At 60.9% G+C, this 20963-nt stretch carries 22 protein-coding genes; 13 read left to right on the forward strand and 9 right to left on the reverse strand.

The window, feature by feature from the left end; genetic code table 11:
• Positions 1 to 131: integrase core domain-containing protein (locus GWQ31_RS20525; RefSeq protein ID WP_265463189.1), on the forward strand; the 131-nt coding region annotated here is incomplete at its 5' end.
• A 13-nt stretch (positions 132 to 144) separates the two neighbouring features.
• On the opposite strand, the gene recA is transcribed toward GWQ31_RS20525, so the two are convergent.
• Positions 145 to 1206, reverse strand: a complete 1062-nt coding sequence (gene recA / locus GWQ31_RS20530) for a recombinase RecA (RefSeq protein ID WP_265420651.1) — start codon at positions 1204 to 1206, stop codon at positions 145 to 147.
• Between the two features lie 80 nt (positions 1207 to 1286).
• Positions 1287 to 1778, reverse strand: coding sequence for a nicotinamide-nucleotide amidase (pncC, locus tag GWQ31_RS20535; protein WP_058395350.1), 492 nt, complete (start codon positions 1776 to 1778; stop codon positions 1287 to 1289).
• 582 nt (positions 1779 to 2360) lie between these two features.
• Here pncC and GWQ31_RS20540 point away from each other — a divergent pair.
• The 3 genes from GWQ31_RS20540 (at position 2361) to ybaK (ending at position 5422) form a co-directional block, all read left to right on the forward strand.
• Positions 2361 to 3851, forward strand: coding sequence for a SulP family inorganic anion transporter (locus tag GWQ31_RS20540; protein WP_275910159.1), 1491 nt, complete (start codon positions 2361 to 2363; stop codon positions 3849 to 3851).
• Between the two features lie 19 nt (positions 3852 to 3870).
• Positions 3871 to 4722 (forward strand): universal stress protein, encoded by an 852-nt coding sequence (locus GWQ31_RS20545; RefSeq protein WP_275910160.1) that lies wholly within the window; start codon positions 3871 to 3873, stop codon positions 4720 to 4722.
• Between the two features lie 226 nt (positions 4723 to 4948).
• A complete protein-coding gene (gene ybaK / locus GWQ31_RS20550) occupies positions 4949 to 5422 on the forward strand; it encodes a Cys-tRNA(Pro) deacylase (RefSeq protein ID WP_059168794.1) in 474 nt (157 codons plus the stop codon).
• Between the two features lie 40 nt (positions 5423 to 5462).
• Here the strand turns inward: ybaK and GWQ31_RS20555 are convergent, their stop codons facing one another.
• The 3 genes from GWQ31_RS20555 to GWQ31_RS20565 all read right to left on the reverse strand — a co-directional run bounded on the left by GWQ31_RS20555 (position 5463) and on the right by GWQ31_RS20565 (position 7204).
• Positions 5463 to 6203 (reverse strand): GNAT family protein, encoded by a 741-nt coding sequence (locus GWQ31_RS20555; RefSeq protein WP_265461981.1) that lies wholly within the window; start codon positions 6201 to 6203, stop codon positions 5463 to 5465.
• Positions 6193 to 6630 (reverse strand): rhodanese-like domain-containing protein, encoded by a 438-nt coding sequence (locus tag GWQ31_RS20560; RefSeq protein ID WP_265461982.1) that lies wholly within the window; start codon positions 6628 to 6630, stop codon positions 6193 to 6195. Before GWQ31_RS20560 ends, GWQ31_RS20555 begins: the two co-directional genes overlap by 11 nt.
• Positions 6631 to 6715: 85 nt before the next feature.
• Complete coding sequence (locus tag GWQ31_RS20565) at positions 6716 to 7204, reverse strand: OsmC family protein (RefSeq protein ID WP_265420656.1); 489 nt, start codon at positions 7202 to 7204, stop codon at positions 6716 to 6718.
• 131 nt (positions 7205 to 7335) lie between these two features.
• On the opposite strand from GWQ31_RS20565, the gene GWQ31_RS20570 reads away from it, so the two are divergent.
• Together GWQ31_RS20570 and GWQ31_RS20575 are read left to right on the forward strand one after the other, a co-directional pair.
• Positions 7336 to 8763, forward strand: a complete 1428-nt coding sequence (locus GWQ31_RS20570) for a PLP-dependent aminotransferase family protein (RefSeq protein ID WP_275910161.1) — start codon at positions 7336 to 7338, stop codon at positions 8761 to 8763.
• Positions 8764 to 8872: 109 nt separating this feature from the next.
• The gene (locus GWQ31_RS20575; protein WP_275910162.1) at positions 8873 to 9751 is read left to right on the forward strand and encodes a hypothetical protein; all 879 of its coding nucleotides are present in this window, start codon (positions 8873 to 8875) and stop codon (positions 9749 to 9751) included.
• Between the two features lie 8 nt (positions 9752 to 9759).
• Here the strand turns inward: GWQ31_RS20575 and GWQ31_RS20580 are convergent, their stop codons facing one another.
• Positions 9760 to 10635, reverse strand: a complete 876-nt coding sequence (locus GWQ31_RS20580; RefSeq protein ID WP_275910178.1) for a LysR family transcriptional regulator — start codon at positions 10633 to 10635, stop codon at positions 9760 to 9762.
• 126 nt (positions 10636 to 10761) lie between these two features.
• Here GWQ31_RS20580 and GWQ31_RS20585 point away from each other — a divergent pair, with 126 nt between their 5' ends.
• The 4 genes from GWQ31_RS20585 to GWQ31_RS20600 all read left to right on the forward strand — a co-directional run bounded on the left by GWQ31_RS20585 (position 10762) and on the right by GWQ31_RS20600 (position 13780).
• Positions 10762 to 11163 (forward strand): CidA/LrgA family protein, encoded by a 402-nt coding sequence (locus tag GWQ31_RS20585; RefSeq protein WP_275910163.1) that lies wholly within the window; start codon positions 10762 to 10764, stop codon positions 11161 to 11163.
• Positions 11156 to 11845 (forward strand): LrgB family protein, encoded by a 690-nt coding sequence (locus GWQ31_RS20590; protein WP_265431280.1) that lies wholly within the window; start codon positions 11156 to 11158, stop codon positions 11843 to 11845. The genes GWQ31_RS20585 and GWQ31_RS20590 overlap by 8 nt, the downstream gene beginning before the upstream one ends.
• A 58-nt stretch (positions 11846 to 11903) precedes the next feature.
• A complete protein-coding gene (locus GWQ31_RS20595) occupies positions 11904 to 12818 on the forward strand; it encodes a hypothetical protein (protein ID WP_275910164.1) in 915 nt (304 codons plus the stop codon).
• A gap of 77 nt (positions 12819 to 12895) precedes the next feature.
• The gene (locus GWQ31_RS20600; RefSeq protein ID WP_275910165.1) at positions 12896 to 13780 is read left to right on the forward strand and encodes a hypothetical protein; all 885 of its coding nucleotides are present in this window, start codon (positions 12896 to 12898) and stop codon (positions 13778 to 13780) included.
• Between the two features lie 164 nt (positions 13781 to 13944).
• On the opposite strand, the gene GWQ31_RS20605 is transcribed toward GWQ31_RS20600, so the two are convergent.
• Both GWQ31_RS20605 and metB read right to left on the reverse strand, forming a co-directional pair.
• Complete coding sequence (locus GWQ31_RS20605; RefSeq protein ID WP_265461987.1) at positions 13945 to 16398, reverse strand: bifunctional aspartate kinase/homoserine dehydrogenase II; 2454 nt, start codon at positions 16396 to 16398, stop codon at positions 13945 to 13947.
• Positions 16398 to 17570, reverse strand: a complete 1173-nt coding sequence (gene metB / locus GWQ31_RS20610; protein WP_265461988.1) for a cystathionine gamma-synthase — start codon at positions 17568 to 17570, stop codon at positions 16398 to 16400. The genes GWQ31_RS20605 and metB overlap by 1 nt, the downstream gene beginning before the upstream one ends.
• A 295-nt stretch (positions 17571 to 17865) precedes the next feature.
• Here metB and metJ point away from each other — a divergent pair, with 295 nt between their 5' ends.
• The 3 genes from metJ (at position 17866) to GWQ31_RS20625 (ending at position 19410) form a co-directional block, all read left to right on the forward strand.
• Positions 17866 to 18189 (forward strand): met regulon transcriptional regulator MetJ, encoded by a 324-nt coding sequence (gene metJ, locus GWQ31_RS20615; RefSeq protein WP_005315809.1) that lies wholly within the window; start codon positions 17866 to 17868, stop codon positions 18187 to 18189.
• 39 nt (positions 18190 to 18228) lie between these two features.
• Positions 18229 to 18987, forward strand: coding sequence for an AraC family transcriptional regulator (locus tag GWQ31_RS20620; RefSeq protein ID WP_275910179.1), 759 nt, complete (start codon positions 18229 to 18231; stop codon positions 18985 to 18987).
• Between the two features lie 84 nt (positions 18988 to 19071).
• Positions 19072 to 19410 (forward strand): tRNA-binding protein, encoded by a 339-nt coding sequence (locus GWQ31_RS20625; RefSeq protein ID WP_005315814.1) that lies wholly within the window; start codon positions 19072 to 19074, stop codon positions 19408 to 19410.
• Between the two features lie 72 nt (positions 19411 to 19482).
• On the opposite strand, the gene GWQ31_RS20630 is transcribed toward GWQ31_RS20625, so the two are convergent.
• Positions 19483 to 20754, reverse strand: coding sequence for an aromatic amino acid transport family protein (locus GWQ31_RS20630; protein WP_219597889.1), 1272 nt, complete (start codon positions 20752 to 20754; stop codon positions 19483 to 19485).
• Between the last annotated feature and the right edge of the window lie 209 nt (positions 20755 to 20963).

Here is a 20963-nt window from a genome sequence, read left to right on the forward strand (position 1 = left end):
CGCAACGGGCAGAACACTTGCAACCGTGGCTGCATGAGTACAACTGGCATCGTCCTCATGCAAGTCTGGGCTATAAGCCCCCCATCAGTCGTCTTCAATCTGTGAACAACCTGGTGGGTTTACACAGTTAGCCCGGCCTCACTCTTATTCGAACTCTTGTTCGCTTTCGGCTTCGAGCTCGTCGGCATCCGCCACGACCGGCGTCTCGGCCGGCGCATCACCGGAGAGCAGCAACTCACGCAGTCTGGCTTCCACCTCTGCCGCCATCACCTTGTTCTCGGTGAACAGCTTCATCACGTTGGCCTTGCCCTGACCTATCTTCTCGCCGTTGTAGCTGTACCAGGCACCGGCCTTGTCGATCAGCTTGTGCTTGACGCCGAGATCCACCAGCTCACCTTCCTTGGAGATACCGACACCATAGAAAATCTGGAATTCAGCCTGCTTGAAGGGAGGCGCAACCTTGTTCTTGACCACCTTGACGCGGGTCTCGTTACCGACCACTTCGTCACCTTCCTTGATGGCGCCGATGCGACGGATGTCCAGACGTACTGAGGCGTAGAACTTGAGCGCGTTACCACCGGTAGTGGTTTCCGGGCTGCCGAACATGACACCAATCTTCATCCGGATTTGGTTGATGAAGATACAGAGGCAGTTGGCGTTCTTGATGTTGGCGGTCAGCTTGCGCAGCGCCTGGGACATCAGACGAGCCTGCAGGCCGACGTGGGAATCCCCCATCTCGCCTTCGATTTCTGCTTTCGGCGTCAGAGCGGCCACCGAGTCGACGATGATGACGTCAACGGCGTTGGAACGTACCAGCATGTCGCAGATTTCCAGCGCCTGCTCACCGGTGTCCGGCTGGGAGATCAGCAGGTCATCGACGTTGACGCCCAGTTTGGCTGCATAGATGGGGTCGAGGGCGTGCTCCGCATCGATAAAGGCACAGACCTTGCCTTTCTTCTGGGCTTCCGCAATCACCTGCAGGGTGAGGGTGGTTTTACCGGAAGATTCCGGGCCATAGATCTCGACGATACGGCCGCACGGCAGACCGCCGATACCCAGCGCCACGTCCAGGGAGAGGGAACCGGTAGAGATGGCTTCGATATCCATGGTCTTGCTGTCGCCCAGACGCATGATGGAGCCTTTGCCGAACTGCTTTTCAATCTGACCCAGCGCAGCCGCCAGTGCCTTCTGTTTGTTCTGATCCATGCCAATCTCCGCTGGAAATCGTGAGTAATAAGTGAAGTTGGGCTAAGTATACTGTCTATTCATACAGTATCAAGCCCAATTTATCTGAGCAGGGCCAAGAGTCCGGACAAGGCCTGTCTGACCGCCTGCTGGCGTACCTGACGCCGGTCACCGTCGAAACGGGCCAGCAGGGAGTGATGGCGGCCACCCTGTTCCGCCCAGGCAAACCAGACGGTACCGACAGGTTTGTCTTCGGTTGCACCACCCGGGCCTGCGATACCACTGATGGCCACGCTGATGGCGGCCGAGGAGTGTGCCAGGGCGCCACGGGCCATCTCCAGCACCACAGCCTCGCTTACGGCGCCGTGCTGCTGCAGACTCTCGTCACTCACCCCCAGCATCTGCTGCTTGGCCTGGTTGGTGTAGGTGACGAAGCCGCGATCGAACCAGCCAGAGCTGCCGGCAATGTCGGTGATGGCCGTTGCTACGCCGCCGCCGGTACAGGATTCGGCGGTAGCCGCCAACCAGCCTCGCTGGCCGAGGGCCTTACCCAGTTCGGTGGCGAGGTGCTCGATCTCTGCGTCCAGTTTCATCCCGGCTCCCTAGCTCGTTGAAGAGGCTCATTATGCGATCCTGCCGCCATCCCCCGCAACCGCAGCAGTCTCAGCACAGACATACTGGCAGCCTGATGTCATTCGTTCAGAGCTCATCATTGCGCCAATGGGCGGGAAAACGGGAGGAAAGCCTGAGTCACGGCAGGCATAGATCAGGGTGATTGAAATATCTGCCGCCATCATACGACGACGGGCCAATAAAACAGTTTTCGACTATATATCAACTGGTTGAAATCAATACAGCCAGCCAGGCTCAACGTGATCGGCACCGCTATCACAACAAACACACAGTGCTATCGTGATGCCAACCACACTTTCCTGTGGATGCAATGGCTGTTAACATGCCGCCTCCATGATTAATTTATGCTCTGGCGTGACTGTAACGCCGCCTTAACCCCCTCCTTAGCGGCTGCTGCCGCCAGACTCTGGTTATCACAACCGGAGTGCTTTTGTTTACCCGTTGAATACCAACAAAACTATCTGTTCATGCTCTCACTCCATCTGACTTCAGGTTGGTGGATGTGTGCGGCTATGGACACATAACAAGCGAGAAAATCCCGAATGCTAGAACGTGCAAGACAAGAGTGGTTCTCCAACATCCGTGGCGACCTGCTGGCCGGTACAGTGGTGGCGCTGGCGCTGATCCCGGAGGCCATTGCCTTCTCCATCATCGCCGGCGTTGATCCCAAGGTCGGGCTTTATGCCTCCTTCTGTATTGCTGTCGTCATCGCCTTCGTCGGTGGCCGCCCGGGCATGATCTCCGCCGCCACCGGTGCCATGGCGCTGCTGATGGTGACCCTGGTCAAAGATCATGGTCTGCAATATCTGCTGGCCGCCACCTTGCTGACCGGCCTCTTCCAGATAGCGGCGGGTTACCTGAAGCTGGGCAGCCTGATGCGGTTTGTCTCCCGCTCCGTGGTCACCGGCTTCGTCAATGCGCTGGCGATCCTCATCTTCATGGCCCAGTTGCCGGAGCTGACCAACGTCACCTGGCAGGTCTATGCCATGACGGCAGCCGGGCTTGGCATCATCTATCTGTTTCCACTCATTCCCGTGGTGGGCAAGCTGGTTCCCTCCCCGCTGCTCTGCATCGTCATCCTGACGGCGATTGCCATCACAATGGGTATCGATATCCGCACCGTGGGCGATATGGGCGAGCTGCCGGATACCCTGCCCATCTTCCTGTGGCCAGAAGTCCCCCTCAATTTCGAGACGCTGGCCATCATATTCCCCTATTCTGCGGCGCTGGCAGTCGTTGGTCTGCTCGAATCCATGATGACGGCGGCCATTGTCGATGAACTGACCGATACCCAGAGCGATCGCAATCGCGAGTGCAAGGGCCAGGGGATAGCCAACATAGGCGCGGGTCTGATGGGCGGCATGGCGGGGTGCGCCATGATTGGCCAGTCGATCATCAACATCAAATCCGGCGGCCGTGGCCGTCTCTCTACATTTTTCGCAGGCACCCTGCTGATCCTGATGGTGGTGTTCATGGATGAGTGGATCCGCCAGATCCCCATGGCGGCACTGGTGGCCGTGATGATCATGGTCTCTATCGGTACCTTCTCTTGGGAGTCGGTTCGCAATCTGAAAAAACACCCCCTCTCCACCAATATAGTGATGGTCGCGACAGTAGCCGTGGTCGTGGCTACCCATAACCTGGCACTCGGGGTATTTGTCGGTGTGCTGCTGGCGTCCCTGTTCTTCGCCAACAAGGTTGCTCGCTTCATGCTGGTCAAGAGCGACAGTGAGCGCAGTGGCGAGGTGCGCACCTATCAGGTGCGGGGCCAGGTTTTCTTCGCCAGTGCCGAACAATTCTTTGCCGGTTTCGATTTCAAGGAAGTGCTGGACAAGGTGGTGATAGATCTGACCCATGCCCATTTCTGGGACATCACCTCCGTCACTGCGCTGGACAAGGTGGTCATCAAGTTCCGTCGTGAAGGAACCGACGTGGAACTCATAGGCCTGAACGAAGCGAGCGCCACCATAGTCGACCGCTTCGGTGTGCACGACAAACCCGAAGAAGTTGAAAAGCTGCTGGCTGGCCACTGATAACAAGAAGGGATTTACCATGACACGAATTTTTGCCTGTATCGATGGCTCCAATGCCATGACGGCGGTGTGCGACGCAGCGGCATGGGCCAGCGCCACGACCGAATTGCCTGTCACCCTGCTGCATGTGCTGGAAAAGAACGAGTTTGAAGGGCAGGCCGATCTCTCCGGCAACATTGGCCTGGGCAGCCGTGAGCATCTGCTCAAGGAGCTCGCCGAGCTGGATCATCAACGCAGCCGCCTCGCCCATGAACAGGGACGCATGCTGCTCAAGAGCGGCCAGGCGTACCTGACTGGCTTGGGGATGACAGAGGTCGATACCCTGCAACGCCACGGGCAACTGGTGGAGGCTGCCCAGGCGCTGTCACCCGGGATGCGCATGATGATCATGGGCAAGAGAGGGACGACCCACTCCCATGATCACGACCTGATTGGCAGCAATATCGAGAACATCATCCGCACCCTGGCCAATCCCATCATGGTGGTGCAGCCGGGATTTGAGGCACCAGACCGCTTCCTGTTTGCCTATGACGCCAGCCCGACCGCCAAAAAGGTGCTGGAGTTGATCGCAAGCAGCCCCCTGCTCAAAGGACTTGAATGTGACCTGGTGATGGTCGCCGAGCCGAGTGACGAGCACGAGCGTCAGCTGGCGCAGGCCAAACAGGTATTGAAGAGTGGCGGCATCAGGGTCGAAGCCAAACTGCTTCAGGGAGAGGTTGTCTCCGGGATTTGTCAGTATGCCACCGAGATGGGGATCCACCTTATCGTCATGGGGGCTTACGGTCATTCACGGATCAGGCAATTCATCGTGGGCAGTACCACCACTGGCATAGTGAAAACCACGCAGGCATCCGTTCTGCTGCTGCGATAACGCTGTTATTGGCAACTCATGATGAGGGGAACTGCGGTTCCCCTTTTTTATGACGCTATCTTGTGCCCATTGCGCACGGGAAACCGGATCTCAGTGGGCGTCAAGCCCAACACCTTAGCCCTTCTGACGAAACCTCGGCACTCATCAGAACAGGCCAGCGGTGACTTGCATCCATCGACTCGCGAGAGCAGACTGTTTGGCCTTGTTTTGACTCAAGGCAACCACCATGACTCCTGCCATCAACCTGCTGAAAAAGCTCAAGATACCCCACAAGCTCTACCCCTATGAGTGCGATGCTCACGACGATTTCGGCAAGCACGCCGCGACCCGGCTCGGCCTGCCGGAAGCCCAGGTGTTCAAGACCCTGATTGCCCATCATGACAAGCAGGCAGTGGTGGCCATAGTGCCTTCATCCGGCATGTGCAGTCTCAAACAGTTGGCCAAGGCCACGGGTTTGAAAAAGGTGGAGATGATGAAACCGGCGGAGGCCGAGAAGCTGACCGGTTACAAGGTGGGGGGCATCAGCCCGCTGGCCCAGAAGAAGCTGCTGCCAACCGTACTCGATGACTCCGCCATGGCGTTTGACGAAATCCTGGTGAGCGGCGGCAAACGCGGCCTCTCGGTCGGGGTGGCGCCACAGGACATGCTGACGCTGATGAAATGGATTGCGGCCCCGATTGGTGAACACCAGGGGGACTAGTCAAAAAGAGAGGCCCAGACCAACCCTGAGCCTCTGCATATCACCCGGCTTTCCCATGACAGGCGGTGGTCAGATCGGATAACCGCAGCCGCTGCCTGCCAGCCTCATCGAAGTTCTCCTCTGCCAACCAGCGCGCGAAACACGCCTGCAGGGCGGGCCACTCGCTGTCGATCACCGAGAACCAGGCGGTATCCCGACTGCGTCCCTTGTCTACCCTGTTCTGGCGAAATGTCCCCTCATAACTGAAACCGAGCCGCAGCGCCGCCCGCCAGGAGGGCTTGTTGAGGGCATTGCACTTCCACTCGTAGCGCCGGTAGCCGAGGGCAAAGGCGTTGGCCATCATCAGCGCCATGGCCGCCGTCGCCAGCCGCGACTGTTGCAGGGCCGGCGAGAAGTGCAGCCAGCCCACCTCAATGCTGCCCGCCTGGGGATCGATGCGCAGGTAGCTGGCCAGCCCCAGTGCCTTGCCGCTGTCGGCGTCCGTTTTTGCGTCCACTATGGCGTAGAACTGAGGATCCGCCTTGGCGATGCACTGTTGCAGCCAAGCCTGCATGGCCGCCTCATCGGCGAAGGGGCCACTGGTGAGATAGGTCCACATGGCCCCGCTGTCGGTGCCGAACGCCTGCCAGAGAGCGGGTCCGTGGCGCTCGGGATCAAGCGGCTCCAGCCGGCAGCCCCAGCCTGACAGTGGCTGATGGGGAGGAAACTCGGCCCCGCGCCAGTCGGGCAAGGGGACGCCAACCGCTTGGTCGAACTCGTTCAGATGATGATCAGCAGCCACAGGTCATTCCCCCTTCCAGTAAAACGCCCGCATCCTCACCGAGGGCGACGGCAAAGCCGTCCTGACGCCACCAGTGCAGACCACCTATCAGCTCCTTGACCTGAAAGCCCAGCGCCGCCAGTTTGTAGGCCCCTTGAGTCGAGCCGTTGCAGCCTATGCCATCGCAGTAGCAGACATAAACCTTGTCCTGCGCAAGGGTGGCCGTTGTCGTCGGATTCATGGAGCCATGGGGGAAAGAGACGGCCCCTGGAATATGCCCCAGCCGGTAATGCTGCGCGGATCGAGTGTCGATGACGACGATGCGCTCTTCTTTTTCCAGCAGATCAGCAGCCAGGTCCGCCGAGTCGGTGCGAAATCTCAGCTGGGCCTCGAAAAAGGCGCTGGCGTCCATCGGGCTGGCAAGACCCGTACTCAATACATGACTCATGGTGAAGCTCCTTGTGGCTAAACCCGGATCCGGGTGGTGGCGATGGTGTTGACCAGGCTGATGAGGTCGGAGCCCAATACATGGCTCATAGGGAAGCCTCCCGTGGCCACAGTACGATTTGGGTGGTCACTGTGGTCCTGACCGAGTTGGCGATGAAGCACTCCTCGTGGGCCTGGTGGTGCAGTTGCTCCAGCTCGGCCAGGGTCGGCTGGCGTGCGCCGCCAAACAAAACCTGCGGGCGCAGGGTCACCCGGGTAATCGACTGACGCCCCCGTTCATCCTCCTCCATGACGCCAATCGCCTGATCCCGATAGCGGTCCACCAGATAGCCTTGCTTGGCCACCAGCCAGAGAAAGGTCAGCATGTGGCAGCTGGAGAGGGCGGCCACAAAGGCCTCCTCCGGATCGACGTGCTCGGCCACCGACCAGGGCAAGGGCACGACCTGAGGGGATGAAGAAGCGGCCACCCTGACGCCGCCGTCGAATTCCCATTGATGGGCCCGACTGTAGCGCTGATCGAGGAAGCGCTCGCTGGCACCTCGCTCCCAGCTGATGATGGCGCTGTATTCCGACATGCAGACTCCTTTCGTTGCCAATATGGTTGATCATGTTCCTTGCGCACCAATGTAACGGGATAATGGACTTGCCACGCCGACCAATTTTGCCAATATGGGCAGACCAATTATGCCAAGCGCCGGAGATAGCCATGCCCGCCCTGCCAACCCTGTTTGCCACTCAGCAAGCCAGCGAGCTGCCGCTGCACGAGCAGCTGGTGCGCACCCTGCGCGGTGCCATCCTGGCCGGCCATCTGCCCCAGCACAGCCGGCTGCCCGCCAGCCGTATGCTGGCAGGGGATCTGGGGGTCTCCCGCAGCACGGTAGAGCTGGCTTATGGTCGGCTGGAGGCGGAAGGTTATCTGGTGCGCAAGGTGGGGGCCGGCAGCTTTGTAGCCCTGGCAGCGGTATGCCCGGCGCCACGTCCGCCCCAGTCGGCGGCCGGACTCTCCCGCCGTGGTCAGGAGATGGCCGCAGGCGGCGCCTGTCATGACACACCACACGTCGGCACCTCGTTTGCGTCCAGTCAGCCTGACTCCCGCCTCTTCCCTCATGCGCTCTGGGGTCGGCTGATGCAGCAGCAGTGGCGCCAGCAGGGTGAACGCTGGATGAACTATGGCGATCCGCAAGGCTTGCCTGAGCTGCGGGCCGCCATCAGCAGTTATCTGGTGCAGTCCCGCGGCGTGGTGTGCGAACCGGATCAAATCCTGATCCTCACCAGTTCCCAGCAGGGGATACTGCTGGCGACCCAGCTGCTCATCGATGCCGGTGATACCGTCTGGGTAGAGGATCCCGGCTACCCCGGGGCCCGTACCGCCATGGAGAGCGCCGGTGCCAGGGTCCACCCCGTACCAGTGGATGGGGAGGGGCTCAACCCGCTGGGGCAACACCCGGCGCCGCGCCTCATCTACACCACACCGGCCCACCAGTACCCCCTGGGCGTGCCCATGAGCCTCGCCCGCCGAATGGCGTTGCTGAGGGAAGCCGAGCGACACGGCGCCTGGATCCTGGAGGACGATTACGATGGGGAATATCAGTACGATCAGCGCCCGCTGCCCGCCTTGCAGGGGCTGGATAACCAGGGGCGAGTCATCTATGTGGGGACCTTCAGCAAGGTGCTGTTCGGTTCGTTGCGACTCGCCTATCTGGTGCTGCCAAGGCCACTGATGAGTGCCTTCTGCCAGGCCAGGGCGGCCTTTGATGGCCACAGCAACCAGTTGCAGCAGGCGGTCACCGCAGATTTCATCCGTGCCGGTCACTTCGCTACCCACCTGCGACAGAGCCGGCTCATCTACCAGAGTCGGCGCGACCTGCTGCTGGCCGAGCTGGCCAGTCACTGCCCCCAGCTCACCCCGGTTCACAGCGGCGCCGGGCTGCAATGCGCCGTGCTGTTGCCCACTGGCGGCGAGACCCGCTGGACCAACCCCGCCAATGCCCGGGGCATAGGTCTGCGTCCACTCGGACAGTTCTACCTCGGCGAGCCAAATCTGGAGGGCTGGCTGCTCGGCTTTGGCGCCCTCGACAACCAGACACTGCGCCAGCTATGTCGCCAGTTGGGAAACTTGATGAAGTCGTCCTGACGGCGGTGTGAACGCACTCTTCGCCGAGCAGATGCGTGGCCTGCGACCGGGCAAGACCCGAAAACAGCGAACTATACTGGATGCAAGATAGTCGTTGAGCCTAGCCGAGATGTATAGACTCCTGTTTCTGACCCTCTGCCTTTTCCTCCCTTCCATTCTGATGGCAGCCACCCGTTTCACCTACATCAGCCCGGAGAGCGAACGGGATCCCCGCATGACCTATGACAGAGAGCTGCTACGGCTGGCGCTCGACAAAACCCGCGACATGTTTGGTGACTATGAGCTGGTGCCCGCCCCCATCATGACCAAGGACAGAGCGCGCCTCAGCCTGCAATTCAACAGCTTTACCAACCTGTTCGTCATGGACAGTTACAGCAGCAGGCGCAATGGGAAGGGGCTGGCCTATGTCCGCTTTCCCATTCATCTGGGCATCGTCAGTTACCGCATCTGCTTCGTCAGCCCCAAGCAGCAGGCTGCCATGGCTGGGGTAACCGATCTGGACGGGTTGCGCCGTTTCACCTTTGGCCAGGGCAAAGGCTGGCTGGATGTGGAGATACTGCGCCATGCCGGTCTCAAGGTCGTGGAGGTGGTGAGTTACGAGATGCTATTCAAAATGGTGGCTCGTGGCCGTTTCGATCTCTTGTGCCGCGGCGCGAGCGAATTGCGCAGCGAACAGCTTACCCACAAGGACGTTGCGGACCTGCTGGTAGACGACCATCTGCTGCTCTACTACCCGCTACCTCGGCTCTTTTACACCAACATGGCAAATGGTGATGCCCTGAAACGGGTAGAGGTCGGCCTGCACCGGGCATGGCAGGACGGCTCCCTGCAGGCGCTGTGGCGCCACAGCTTCGGCCCCGCCATCGCCTTTGCCGGGCTCAAGCAGCGGCGCATGCTGCGACTGGAAAACCCCTTCCTCGAGGGGATCAACTTCGACTATCTCCCCTACTTCTACAACCCCATGACGGATCGCTTCGGCAAAGACTGAGCACGGTTTCAGCCCTGCTCGCGGCAGAGCGCGAGCCAGGCTTCGGCGGTGCGGGAGAGATAGCGATCGCTCGGCCAGATCACCCCGAGCCGCCAGCTGAGTTCAGGCAAAAGTGGCCGCAGCACCAGCCCGTCCGGTGTCAGCCGCCGACAGATGGGCTCGGGCAGGAAGGCGACCCCCATGCCGCTGCGCACCATGGCGGTGAGAAAGTCCCACTGGCTGCTGCGAGCCGCCACCTGGGGCACGAAGCCCGCCTGCTGGCACGCCTGCTCCAGCCGCTCGCTCAGGGTGAAGGCCTGGGTGTAAAGCAGGAAGGGTTCATCGCGCAAATCCTCCAGCCGGATCTCGAGGCACGCGCGCCAGCGCGGCAAGTCAGGCAGCACGACCTGAATGGGATACTGATCCAGCTCCAGCGCGCTCAGGGCCCCCCCCTCCCGGGTTGGCAGCATGGTGATGGCGAGATCCAGCTCCCCCGCCAGTACAGCCTGCTCGATGCGCCGACCGCCATACTCGACGATGGAGAGCTCCACCTTGGGGTAGCGGCTGCGATAGGTACGAATGAGATCCGCATAGACGTGACCCACCATGGGCGGTATGCCGAGAGCCAACCGGCCAAATTGCAGGCTCTGCAGATCCGCAAGCTCGGCCTCCAGCTGCTGCATCTCGGCCAGTATGGTCTGGGCCCGATTGAACAGCACCTGGCCGCTGTCGGTCAGGGTGAAGCGGCGCCCCTCGCGGTTGAGCAAGGGTTGGCCCAGCTCCTCCTCGATATTGCGGATCATCTTGCTGATGGTGGGCTGGGTAACGAACAGCTTCTCGGAGGCTCGGGTGAAACTTTGCTCCCGCACCAGTTCCACAAAGTAACGCAGGGCTCGAATATCCATGGTGCTCTCTATGCTGGCTGGAATCTCGATCATGCCTCTTTGGCATGAATTTGATAATTTAAATTCATTTTTTGCAGGTTTAACCCGTCTCTATACTGTGAGCCAGTTCACAGAAAGACACCCATCATGAAAGCCCTCTGCATTCGCTGGTTCCAGACGCCCTTTCAAATCGCCCTGCTGGCCGCCATCTGGCTGCTGGCCGATGCGGCGGTACGTACCTTCCACCTGCCGTTGCCCGCCAACCTCACCGGCATGCTGGCGCTGCTGGTCCTGATCCTGCTAGGCGTGGTCAAGACCCAGTGGTTCAACGCCGGTGCCCGCTGGCTGCTGGCCGAGATGCTGCTGTTCTTCGTGCCGGCCGTGGTGGCCGTGGTCAACTATCAGGATCTGCTGTTGCAGGAGGGGTGGCGCATCATGCTGGTCTTGCTGATCAGCACCACCCTGGTGCTGGGCACCACGGCCCTGGTGGTGGACAGGGTCTATCGCCTCGAACTGAAGCTCGCCCGCCGGAGTCGCCGCCATGTCTGATACCCTGCTCGGCCTGCTCTGCTTCGCCCTCACCCTGCTGTTCTACTACGCCAGCAAATGGCTCTATGGTCGCAAGCGCATACTGCCCCTGATGCCGCTGCTGCTGGCGCCCACCCTGCTGGTGGCCGTGGTGCTGCTGTTTCACATCCCCTATCAGGACTACATGGCTCAATCCCACTGGCTGCTCTGGTTGCTGGGACCGGCCACCGTCGCCTTCGCCGTGCCCGTCTATGAGAACCGCAAGCTGATCCACCGGCACTGGCTCTCCCTCTCGGTCGGGGTCGTCGCCTCCGTCATCATGGCCGTGGGCAGCACAGTGCTGCTGGCGCGCTGGTTGCACCTCTCCGACATGTTGCAGCGCAGCCTGGCGATGCGCTCCATCACCACACCGTTCGCGGTGGAAGCGACCCGCGCCATCGGCGGCCAGACAGATCTCACCGCCCTGTTTGTGGTGCTGACCGGGGTGATCGGCATGGCGGTGGGGGAGAGCGTGCTCACCCTGCTCGCCATTCGCAGCCGCCTCGGCAAGGGGGCCGGTTTCGGCGCCTCGGCCCATGGCGCCGGCACCGCCAAGGCGTACCAGATGGGTAACGAGGAGGGCGTCGTCTCCAGCATGGTGATGATGATAGCGGGCATGGTGACGGTGCTGCTCGCCCCCCTGCTCGGCCGGATGTTCTGGTAGCACGGGCAAACAGGCTGGGCACACTACACTCAAACAAGTGTGTGTCTGGAAACATCGCATGATCCGTTATGGCCTGTTCCCGTTCTGGTTGCTGCTTGGCAACCTGCTGCTGACCCAGCCCCTGCTGGCGGTCGAGATTTTTACGCATGCCAGCCCGGAGAGCGAACAGGACAAGCGGGCATCTTATTACCGTGACCTGCTGCAGCTGACGCTGGATAAAACCCGTGACAGCTACGGCGAGTATGAACTGCAGGCCGCGCCGCCCATGAATCGGGTACGGCTGCGGCTAGCCATACAGCAGGGAAGCTATCCCAACTTTTTTGCGGTGGATAGCCAGCGTCCGGCCAGTGAAGCCGAGTCTCTCGACTATGTTCCCTTCCCGGTAGACCTCGGCATACTGAGTTATCGGATCTGTTTTGTCAGTCCCCAGCGTCAACAGGCACTAGCCAGACTGACCCGCCTTGATGAGTTGAAAAGCTTCCTCCATGGCCAGGGGCGAGGCTGGCAGGATGTCACCATTTTGCGTCATGCAGGCATGCGAGTGCAGGAGGTCGACAACTACGAGCGCCTGTTCAAGCTGGTAGAGCGGGGCCGGATCGACCTGTTCTGCCGGGGGGCCAACGAGCTGCTTACCGAGCTGGAAACCCACAGGGATCTCACCCGCCTCACTGTCGATCAACACATAGCCCTCCACTATCCCTTCATCCACCTCTTCTATACCCACAAGGGGAACAAGCACGCCCTCAAACGCATCCAGACAGGACTGTTACTGGCCTGGCAAGATGGCTCCTTGCAGACCCTCTGGCTCAAGACCTTCAAGCCAGCCCTCGACTTTGCCAGACTGGATAAACGACGGCTGTTCCGGTTGGAAAATCCGCAACTCCGGGAGCTGGAGATTGACTACCGCGACTACACCTACGATCCGCTCAGGGGCACCTTTGGCTCAGGAGGCACGAGAAACGGCGAGCCCTGACACCAGGTGACACAGACGCAGTAACACGGCCGCAGCCACTATATTCAGAAGAGTCTATTTTTCGACAGGAGGTCGTGATGATCTGGTTCTCTCTGCTTCTCCTCTTGCTGACCCTGTCAGCGCAGGCTGCCACACCGACTCTGTTCACCCACATGAGCCCGGAGAGTGAACGGGATCCCAGAGTCACCTATGACCGTGAACTGCTGCGACTGGCGCTGGAGAAGACTCGCGCCAGCCATGGTGACTTTCAATTGCGAGCCGCCCCCCCCATGACATTGGCCAGGATGTGGATCAGCCTGCGCTTCAACCACTATCCCAACCTGTTTGCCATGGACAGCTACCGCTCAGACCGTGACATGACGGGGGTCGACTATGTTCGTTTCCCCATCCATCTCGGGATCGTCAGCTACCGCATCTGCTTCGTCAGCCCCCAACAGCAGGCAGCCGTCGCCAGCGTCACCACCCTGGATCAGCTGAAGAAGTTGACTCTCGGCCAAGGCAAGGGCTGGCTCGATGTACACATCCTGAGGCAGGCAGGGTTCAAGGTGCAGGAAGTAGAAGGCTATGAGCTGCTGTTCAAGATGGTGGCGCGCGGTCGCTTCGATCTCTTCTGTCGCGGGATCAGCGAGTTGCCGCAGGAAAAACTGAACCACAAGGAGATCACGGACCTGGTCATGGATGAGAGCATAGCCCTCTACTATCCCCTGCCCCGGGTCTTCTTCGCCCACAATGCCAATCGGGAGGCCATACAGAGAGTAGAGGCCGGGCTGAAAGCCGCCTGGCAAGACGGTTCGTTGCAAACCCTCTGGCTCAACACATTCAAACCTTCCCTCACCTTCGCCCACCTCGATACACGTCGCCTGTTTCGGCTTGAGAACCCCTTCATCAAGGGGATAGGCTTCAACTACCAGGCTTACTTCTACGATCCGGTCCACAGTCGGTTCGGGCCGGGCGAGCCATAGCAAGAGGGCGCCAACCGGGCGCCCCCTGTTTATTTGCGGTGACAGCACCAGATCCGAGCGCCACTTTCCCCGCCGCAGAGATCTTCCCAGAGACGGACGCAGACCTGCCACAGAACGTGCTGTGTATGGCTGCGGCCGTCACTCTTCCCGCCTCAGCGATCTTCTCAGAGGCTGGCGCAGATCTGCCACAGGTCATACTGGATAGCGGCGGCCGTTACTTCACGCCCTGCCCCCGGCCCCTGTATCACCAGCGGGTTGGTACGATAGCTGTCACTCTCGATGGCGAACACGTTGTCACAAGGCAGCAAATTGGCAAACGGGTGGTGAGGCTCCAGCGCCTCCAGCCCGACCCTGGCCTTGCCATCGTGCTCGAAGCGGGCGACGTAGCGCAGCACCTTGCCAACCCGACGCGCGCCCTCAAATGCGGTCTGGATCGGGTCATCCAGATCCTTGAGCCTGTCCATGAACTGATCCGTGCTCACCTTGCGCAGTGTCACCGGCACCAGGTTTTCCAGTTCGATATCCGCGGAATCCAGCTCGAAGCCCGCCTCCCGCGCCAGGATCAGCAGCTTGCGGCGCACATCCTGGCCGGAGAGATCCTCACGGGGGTCCGGCTCGGTCAGACCGTGCTGCCACGCCTCGTCCACCAGCTCGGAGAAGGGGCGCGTGCCGTCATACTGCTGGAACAGCCAGGAGAGGGTGCCGGAGAAAATACCCGAGACCCCCTGAATGCGGTCGCCGCTCTGGCGCAGCATCTGGATGCTGGACTGGATCGGCAGCCCGGCGCCCACTGTGGCGTTGTAGCGCCACTGCACCTGATGATCGCGGCAGGTCTGCTTGATGCGCTGGTAGAACTCGCTCTCGGCGGCACCGGCAAACTTGTTGGCGGCGATGATGTGAATACCGAGCTGGGCGAAGTCTGGGTAGTAACGACTCACCGTCTCGCTGGCGGTCAAGTCCAGGGCAATCAGCGTATCGAAACTGTGCTGCTCCAGCTGGGTCAGCAGTTCGGGCCAGATCAGCGGTTTGGGGTTGAATTTGTCCTGCACCTTGAGGGGATCCAGCCCCTCTTCGTCCAGCAGCCCCCCTTCGGAGCTGAACACCCCGTACAGGGTCAACGCCAGATTGAGCTCGTGTTCGAGCCGCGCCTTCTCGCGGGCATAGAGGGTGAGCCAGTGGCCGCCTATGTTGCCCTTGCCAAATACCACCAGCCCGACCCGGGTAGGACGGCTGAACAGGGCGCTGTGCAAGGCGATGAGCAGGGGCTCCAGCACCACCTGACGCACTACGGCCACCAGGCTCAGGCCATCTCTGGCCACCTGCACGAACTCCAGCGGCTGATCCGCCAGCAACTGATAGAAGCGGTGACACTGCTCTGCGTTGTCGGTGACACCGGCGCCCACCAGGGCCACCAGACTGAACCCCTCTTTCTGGATGAGACCGGTGAAGCTGCCCTGCAGCTGGAAGTCACGCAGTATCTCGAAGGCCCCTTCCGCCACTTCCAGGGTATAGGCCAGACGCAGCACCCGCCGATCAGGCTGTCGCTGCAGGGTGAGCGGATTGAGGCGATGACGGGCCAGATGGGATTCGATGGCCGCTACCGTCTGCTCATAGTGGGTCTGCGGCAACACTTTCAGCTCGATGAGAGCGATCTGATCCACCGAAGAAACGATGCGGGCACCACCGGAGCGCGGCGCCCGGCGCAGTATGTGGGTGCAGCCCTCATCCGGGTTGTAGCTGCAGCGCAGGGTGAGGCGCTGGCGACTGTCCGCCACCGGTTGCAGAGTGCGCGAATGCAGCACGGACGAACCGAGGCGAGCCAGCTCGTTTGCTTCTGCCAGACTGAGACGCTCCAGCAGGCGCGCCTCCTTCACCCGGCGCGGATCGGCGCTGTAGACACCGGCCACGTCGCTCCAGATGGTGGTGGATTCGCCATCAGCCAGGGCTGCCAAGAGGCTGGCGCTGTAGTCGGAGCCGTTGCGCCCGAGCAGCAGGGAGCGCCCCTCCATGTCGGCGGCGATGAAACCGGTCACCACGATGCGACCGGCATGTTCGGCCAGACGGGCCTTGAGCAGTTCACTGGAAAGGGCTGTATCCACCTTGACCAGGGCACCATCCTCGGCACGCAGGAAGCTGCGGGCATCAAGCCAGATGGCCTTCTCACCCCGGCTGGTGAGCAGGGCGGCCAGCAGGCGCGCCGACCACACTTCGCCAAAGGCGAGCAGGCCGTTGCGGGCGAAGCGGTCAAACTGCCCCTCCAGGGTCTTGGCGATCAGCTGCATGTCGTCGGCCAGCTGCTGGCTGAGATCGAGCTGCAGCTCTCCCTCCAGCAGGCCATCGATCAGGCTCTGCTGATAGGCTTGCAGCGCAGAGATGGCTTCACCGGCCGCCTCATCCCCCGCATCGGCCAGCTCCACCAGCTGGATCAAGCGGTTGGTGGTCTTGCCGGCGGCGGAGACCACGACGAGCTCATCCCCGCCAACCTGCTGTTCGACGATAGCGGCGACCCGGCGATAGCAGACCGGATCCGCCAGACTGCTGCCACCGAATTTGTGTACCTGCCGCCGCTTCAACCCTGCTTGTGTTGCCACCGCTATATCTCCTTGCTGCTGTTCCATTACTTCGCCACCTGTTCTGCCAGCTGCGCCTGTTCAAAAGCCTGAGCCAGATCGGCCACCAGATCTTCACCGTGTTCAATACCCACCGACAGACGCAGCAGCTGGGCGCTGATGCCCGCCGCCTGCTGCGCCGCCGGTGTCATGGCCCTGTGGGTCATGCTGGCCGGATGGGCCACCAGACTCTCCACCCCGCCGAGAGACTCGGCTACCGAGAAGAGGGTGAGGGCCGCGAGGAAGGTGCGTAATCCCGCCTCGCTGCAATCGAGTTCAAAACTTAGCATGGCGCCGAAGCCGGACTGTTGACGGCGCGCAATATCATGGCCTGGATGGCTCTGCAGGCTGGGATGATAGATTTTTTTGACCAGCGGCTGTTGCTGCAGGAAGGCGAGAATGCGGTCCGTGTTCTCCTGATGGGCGCGCAATCTGGGAGCCAGGGTGCGCAGGCCGCGCAGGGTAAGGTAGGAGTCGAACGCACCGGAGGTGAGTCCCAGACAGTTGGCCCACCACACCAGTGATTCAGCCTGCGCGGGATCCTTGGCAATGGCCACGCCCCCCACCACGTCGGAGTGGCCATTGATGTACTTGGTGGTGGAGTGCACCACAACATCGGCACCCAGCGACAACGGCTGTTGCAGCAGCGGAGAGAGGAAGGTGTTGTCCACCACCACCTGGGCACCCACTTCATGGGAGGCGGCGGCGATGGCGGTGATGTCCACTACCCGCAGCAAGGGGTTGGAAGGGGTCTCCACCCACACCAGCGCCGGCTTCTGTGTCAGCGCCTCTGCCAGTGCGGCCTCGTCACCCTGATCGACAAACTGCACCCGGTAGTGGCCCTTGGCAGCCAGATACTCGAACAGGCGCCAGGTACCGCCGTAACAGTCGTGAGGGGCGATCAGCAGATCCCCCGCCTTGAGCAGGGCGGTGGTGACCAGATGGACGGCCCCCATGCCGGTGCCGGTGACCACGGCGCCCGCGCCCCCTTCCAGCGCCGCCAGGGCGTCCGCCAGATTGGTGCGGGTCGGATTGCCGGAGCGGGCATAATCGTATTGACGGGGCTCGCCAAAGTCGGCAAAGGTGTAGTTGCTGGAGAGGTAGATGGGCGGCACCACGGCACCGTGCTGCGTGTCTGTTTCAATCCCGGTGCGTACCGCCAGGGTGGCCTTATGACTCATGCTGCTCTCCTTGGCTTTGTGACTGGGCGATTGATCCGGCTCGATTTCCGATGCAACGTACCGGCAGGGTAGCCTTGTGGGTCATTTCCGCTCTCCTTGATGTGTCTCGGGACTGTGTCTGCGGTTTCTCTGCCACACTCATCCCCGCCATTGCTGGCTCATGGTGAACCACACTACGCCACTGCAAAAAAGCCGTCAACACTTCTGGACGTCTAAATGGCTTTGCTGTTGGATTGCCATTAATTTCCTTAAGGGTTAAAATCCGCGCTCACGGCCAAATGAGAACAGGTGAATCATGGGTACAGAGTGGAACGGCGACTACGTCAGCCCCTACGCAGAACACGGCAAGAAGAGCGAACAGGTCAAGAAGATTACTGTCTCGATCCCGCTCAAGGTGTTGAAGGTGTTGACCGATGAGCGCACCCGTCGCCAGGTGAACAACCTGCGTCATGCGACCAACAGTGAGCTGCTCTGTGAAGCCTTCCTGCACGCTTTCACCGGTCAGCCGCTGCCCTGCGACGACGATCTGCGCAAGGATCATCCGGACAGCGTCCCCGCCGAGGTGCGCGCCATCATGGAAGCGCTGGGCAAAGAGATCGAAGATTTCGACGCAGAGTAATACCTGCGACCTATGCCAAACAGCAATCCCTCTTTGAAGATGACGCGGCCCCAGGCCGCGTCATTGCTATCTGCCGCCTCCCCCTTCAGCCTGCGCCACTACCAGAGCGACATCAGCAGCCACAGCCACGACTTCGCCCAGCTGGTGATCCCCCTGGACGGCCCCCTCGAGATCGAGGTGCAGGGCCAGGGACGTCGCCTTGCCCCCGGTTTTGTCTGCGTGATAGCCCCCGGCGAGCGGCACGACTACGCCGCCGATCCGGCCCTCTCGTTTCTGGTGCAAGAGAGCGACTGGCTCCCCGGCGATCTGGCGGCCCGCCCCTTTATCGCGCTGGACGAGCCCCAGCGCCACTACCTCGCCTTCCTGCACCGCATGGTGGCCGAGGGGAGACTGGTCGCCGGGATGGAGCAGGTGTGGCTCTCCCTGCTGGCACAAGGACAAGAAATGCACTCCTCTGTTCCTCCTCGCCTTGCCGCCCGTATCCTCAAGGTGCAGCGCCATATCGAGGCCCACCTCGCCGAGCCCCTTGGCAATGAGCAGCTCGCCGCCATCGCCTGCCTCGGTCAGAGTCAGTTCAAGCACACCTTTCGCCAGCAGCTGGGGATGAGCGTCTCCCACTACATACGGGCACGGCGCATGACGCTGGCACGCACCCTGCTTTCCCACACCCAACTGCCCATAGGCGAGATCGCCAGTCGCTGCGGCTACCAGAATCAGGGAGCCTTCGCCGAGCGCTTCCTGACCGAGAGCGGGCTGACCCCTTCCCTCTGGCGCCAGCAAAACGGCCTTTTGCCGTAACAGGGCGGCCAGTCACCGAAGACAGCCAGCGCCGTTTCGAGGCATGCTGAGGCCAATGCAAGGTGGATGAAACGAGGAGCCAAGATGCAGACCATAAGCTGGCAGCAGTTCGAGATGATAGAGCTGAGAGTGGGCACCCTGGTGCGGGTCGAGCCCTTCCCCGAGGCACGCCGGCCCGCCTACAAGGTGTGGGCGGATTTCGGCCCCGAGCTCGGGGTACGCAAGAGCAGCGCCCAGATAACGGATCTCTATCAGCCGGAGGATCTGGTGGGCCGCCAGATAGTCGCCGTGGTGAACTTTCCCCCCAAACAGATAGGCCCCATACAGTCGGAGTTTCTGCTGACCGGTTTCTACCGGGCTGACGGTGCGGTTGTGATGGCCATCCCTGAGCAGGCGGTGGAGAACGGCGCCAAGCTGGGCTGATGCCCTTGGCCCCATGAAAAAAGAGAGGCGACCCCGGGGTCGCCTCTCTCATTTTGTTGCCGCAGCTCGCTGTTACTTCAACAGGCTGAAGATCAGCGCCGAGACCGCCAGCGACCCGGTCAGCAGGATGAAGCCGTTGGTCCAGCCCTGGCGGAAGCGGGCCAGCGCCTCCACCTTGTAGACCGCTATCACCGGCATGATGAAGAGGATCATGGCGATGACGGGGCCGGAGAGGGTCTCCATCAGACCCAGGATACCCGGGTTGATGACGGCTGCACCCCAGATGGCAAAGAACATCAGGGCGATGCCGAGTCTGTCCGCCTTCGCGAGCGACAGGCCGGTGGGCTTGGCGATCAGGCTCTTGAGGCTCTCGCGGGCACCGAGGAAGTGGCCGAGGAAGGAGGAGCTGATGGCGATAAAGGCGATGAGCGGCCCCAGCGTCACTATCACAGGGTTGTCGGTGATGTTGGCAAGATAGGAGAGCACTGAGACGTTCTGGGCCTTGGCTTCGGCAAGCTGGGCCGGAGTGAGGCTCAGCACGCAGGAGAAGACGAAGAAGAGCACGAAGCCCACCAGCATTATGGTGGTGTTGCGCAGGATCAGGCCGCTCTTGGCCTCGGCCTGCTCACCATATTCCCGGCGCTGCACGTTGGCAAAGCCGGAGATGGCGGCGGCATGGCTGAAGGCAAACACTGTCACCGGCAGTGCCAGCCAGACGGTATTAAGGAAGCTGCCGCCATCAAAGGCGGTGACTTCCGGCCACTGCCACTGGGGAATGAGATAGCAGGAAAGCGCCGCCAGAATGGCTGCCAGCGGATAGACCATGAAGGCAAAGGCGCGCAGCATCGCCTTCTCCCCGGCCATCATCACGGCGATCATGGCAAACACCAGCATGCCGGAGAGCATCACCCGGTTCGGGGTCGCCATACCGAGCTGGTTGACCATGAAGCTCTCGACCGTGTTGGTCAACCCGACGCCGTAAATAAGCAGTATCGGGAAGATGGAGAGGAAATAGAGCGCCGAGATGAGCCGACCGGCCATCTTGCCGAAGTGCTCCTCGGCCACCTCGGTGAAGTCGGCGTGGGGGCGGGAGGAGGAGAGCACGAAGCGGGCCAGCCCGCGGTGAGCCAGGAAGGTCATGGGGCCAGCCAGTACGGCGACTATGACCAGGGGCCAGATACCGCCCAGACCCAGGTTGATGGGCAGAAAGAGTATGCCGGCGCCAACGGCGGTGCCAAACAGGCTGATCACCCAGTGGGTATCATGACTGCGCCAACGGGCAGTGCTGGTAGCGGCTGGCTGGGAAGCAGACAGCTCCTTGACGACATCTACAGATAAACTCATTACTAATCCACTTTTTGTCAGTGTTTTAATCTGAGCATATTGTGGTTTATCAGGATTTAATTCTCAAAATAAGGGACTGAAACATATCACTACCATAACGCGCTCAAGCCAGTGAGATAGGGAATTCAATCGGGATTGGATAATCGCGTAAAACTACAAATAAGAAAAAATGCGATATATAAATCCAAATTTACATTCATACTCACTTT

This window comes from Aeromonas sp. 2MA4, assembly GCF_029237305.1.
Classification (GTDB): domain Bacteria; phylum Pseudomonadota; class Gammaproteobacteria; order Enterobacterales; family Aeromonadaceae; genus Aeromonas; species Aeromonas salmonicida.

What these genes read in the sequence shown, in the direction of transcription:
- pncC (WP_058395350.1), bottom strand. Translation starts at nt 1,778, where the DNA reads ATGAAACTGGACGCAGAGATCGAGCACCTCGCCACCGAACTGGGTAAG.
- GWQ31_RS20620 (WP_275910179.1), top strand. Translation starts at nt 18,229, where the DNA reads ATGACGCGGCCCCAGGCCGCGTCATTGCTATCTGCCGCCTCCCCCTTC.
- metB (WP_265461988.1), bottom strand. Translation starts at nt 17,570, where the DNA reads ATGAGTCATAAGGCCACCCTGGCGGTACGCACCGGGATTGAAACAGAC.
- GWQ31_RS20545 (WP_275910160.1), top strand. Translation starts at nt 3,871, where the DNA reads ATGACACGAATTTTTGCCTGTATCGATGGCTCCAATGCCATGACGGCG.
- GWQ31_RS20590 (WP_265431280.1), top strand. Translation starts at nt 11,156, where the DNA reads ATGTCTGATACCCTGCTCGGCCTGCTCTGCTTCGCCCTCACCCTGCTG.
- GWQ31_RS20625 (WP_005315814.1), top strand. Translation starts at nt 19,072, where the DNA reads ATGCAGACCATAAGCTGGCAGCAGTTCGAGATGATAGAGCTGAGAGTG.
- GWQ31_RS20570 (WP_275910161.1), top strand. Translation starts at nt 7,336, where the DNA reads ATGCCCGCCCTGCCAACCCTGTTTGCCACTCAGCAAGCCAGCGAGCTG.
- metJ (WP_005315809.1), top strand. Translation starts at nt 17,866, where the DNA reads ATGGGTACAGAGTGGAACGGCGACTACGTCAGCCCCTACGCAGAACAC.
- GWQ31_RS20600 (WP_275910165.1), top strand. Translation starts at nt 12,896, where the DNA reads ATGATCTGGTTCTCTCTGCTTCTCCTCTTGCTGACCCTGTCAGCGCAG.
- GWQ31_RS20585 (WP_275910163.1), top strand. Translation starts at nt 10,762, where the DNA reads ATGAAAGCCCTCTGCATTCGCTGGTTCCAGACGCCCTTTCAAATCGCC.
- GWQ31_RS20575 (WP_275910162.1), top strand. Translation starts at nt 8,873, where the DNA reads ATGTATAGACTCCTGTTTCTGACCCTCTGCCTTTTCCTCCCTTCCATT.
- GWQ31_RS20540 (WP_275910159.1), top strand. Translation starts at nt 2,361, where the DNA reads ATGCTAGAACGTGCAAGACAAGAGTGGTTCTCCAACATCCGTGGCGAC.
- GWQ31_RS20565 (WP_265420656.1), bottom strand. Translation starts at nt 7,204, where the DNA reads ATGTCGGAATACAGCGCCATCATCAGCTGGGAGCGAGGTGCCAGCGAG.
- GWQ31_RS20560 (WP_265461982.1), bottom strand. Translation starts at nt 6,630, where the DNA reads ATGAGTCATGTATTGAGTACGGGTCTTGCCAGCCCGATGGACGCCAGC.
- ybaK (WP_059168794.1), top strand. Translation starts at nt 4,949, where the DNA reads ATGACTCCTGCCATCAACCTGCTGAAAAAGCTCAAGATACCCCACAAG.
- recA (WP_265420651.1), bottom strand. Translation starts at nt 1,206, where the DNA reads ATGGATCAGAACAAACAGAAGGCACTGGCGGCTGCGCTGGGTCAGATT.
- GWQ31_RS20580 (WP_275910178.1), bottom strand. Translation starts at nt 10,635, where the DNA reads ATGGATATTCGAGCCCTGCGTTACTTTGTGGAACTGGTGCGGGAGCAA.
- GWQ31_RS20605 (WP_265461987.1), bottom strand. Translation starts at nt 16,398, where the DNA reads ATGGAACAGCAGCAAGGAGATATAGCGGTGGCAACACAAGCAGGGTTG.
- GWQ31_RS20595 (WP_275910164.1), top strand. Translation starts at nt 11,904, where the DNA reads ATGATCCGTTATGGCCTGTTCCCGTTCTGGTTGCTGCTTGGCAACCTG.
- GWQ31_RS20630 (WP_219597889.1), bottom strand. Translation starts at nt 20,754, where the DNA reads ATGAGTTTATCTGTAGATGTCGTCAAGGAGCTGTCTGCTTCCCAGCCA.